We start from the raw sequence: 1,305 nt of genomic DNA on the forward strand, positions 1-1,305 counted from the left end.
TGAGGTGGCTCCGAAAAGCGGGACACATTTTTGCTCAACATGATGCAAAATGAAAGACCAAAAGTTGGTGAAAACTCGTCGGAGTTACGATCCTGAATTCAAACAAGAAGTGATCAGAATGCTCGTTTCGGGCAGAAGTGCCCGGGAAACTTCGGAGGCTTTTGGAATTGCCGAGAATGTTCTCTATCGTTGGAGAAGAATGGCAACGAAAAAGACAAAATTGAAAAGCGGCGAAAGTGGCAACGATAAAGCAGCGAAGCTAGCTGCGGAAGTTGCTAAGCTGCGTGCTGAAAATGAGCGACTGAAAACCGACCGTGAGATCTTAAAAAAAGCATTAGGTCTCTTGAGCCAGTCCGACTCAGGGACGTCTATGAGCTGATATGCTCGCTTTCTCGGACGCACAAGACCAATTATTTATGCTCGCTCTTTGAGGTGAGCAGGACGGCATACTATCGTTACCGTCAAGGGAAGAGCCACAACGCCGATAAAAAATACAACCGGCCGAAGCATGAAATTAGGAAGGAGTTTATTCAAAATTTCAAGCGATACGGTAGCAGGCGTATTAGAGAATCCTTGAAGCAAAAGGGGATAAAAATCGGGCGTAGGAAGATTGCTGAAATCATGCGTAAAGAAGGATTGAGAGCTATTCAGCCCCCGAAATTTATTCCAAGGACGACAGATAGCAGTCATGGGAAACGGGTGTCTCCAAATCTTTTACTGGATCAGCCCAAGCCAAAGGCCCCAAATTGTGTGTGGGTTTCCGACATCACGTATATGCCTCTTAAGGGAGGCAAATGGGCATATTTATGCGTATGGATGGATTTGTTCTCTCGTCAAATAGTTGGCTGGCAATTGGCTGATAATATGCAGGAAAGCCTTGTCCGGGAACCGTTGGAAAGAGCTCTTTTGAGGCGCAGGGCAAAGCCAGGGATGATTATACATTCTGATCGTGGTGGTCAATATCTATCACACAGAATGAAGAAGTTAATAAAGACCTTTAAACTGAAACAGAGTATGTCCCGCGCGGATGATCCGTACGACAACGCCTGGGCTGAATCGTTCTGGAGCAGATTGAAGGCAGAGTTGAATATGCCGAAAGGTGGTTATGAGAGCTTGGAGCAATTGAAAACCGTGCTATTTGAATACATTGACGGATATTACAATACGAGGAGATTACATTCCGCTTTAAACTATCTGAATCCGGTATCTTTCGAAGCCCGATACTATAGACAAACAGGATAAGATTGCCAGTTTTAAATATTTAATAACCCGCAAAAGTGTAAACCGAAACGGAACCACGTCACA

2 protein-coding genes are annotated in these 1,305 nt (G+C 44.8%); both read left to right on the forward strand.

Translation table 11 applies throughout. From position 1 onward, the window contains the following. Positions 1-49 precede the first annotated feature (49 nt). The gene (locus tag ACQ4MZ_RS31530; protein WP_309993749.1) at positions 50-379 is read left to right on the forward strand and encodes a transposase; all 330 of its coding nucleotides are present in this window, start codon (positions 50-52) and stop codon (positions 377-379) included. Beyond that, positions 379-1,242 (forward strand): IS3 family transposase, encoded by an 864-nt coding sequence (locus ACQ4MZ_RS31535; protein WP_430852024.1) that lies wholly within the window; start codon positions 379-381, stop codon positions 1,240-1,242. Before ACQ4MZ_RS31530 ends, ACQ4MZ_RS31535 begins: the two co-directional genes overlap by 1 nt. Positions 1,243-1,305: the final 63 nt, after the last annotated feature.

The sequence above is a fragment of the Dyadobacter sp. BHUBP1 genome (assembly GCF_050587785.1).
Classification (GTDB): domain Bacteria; phylum Bacteroidota; class Bacteroidia; order Cytophagales; family Spirosomataceae; genus Dyadobacter.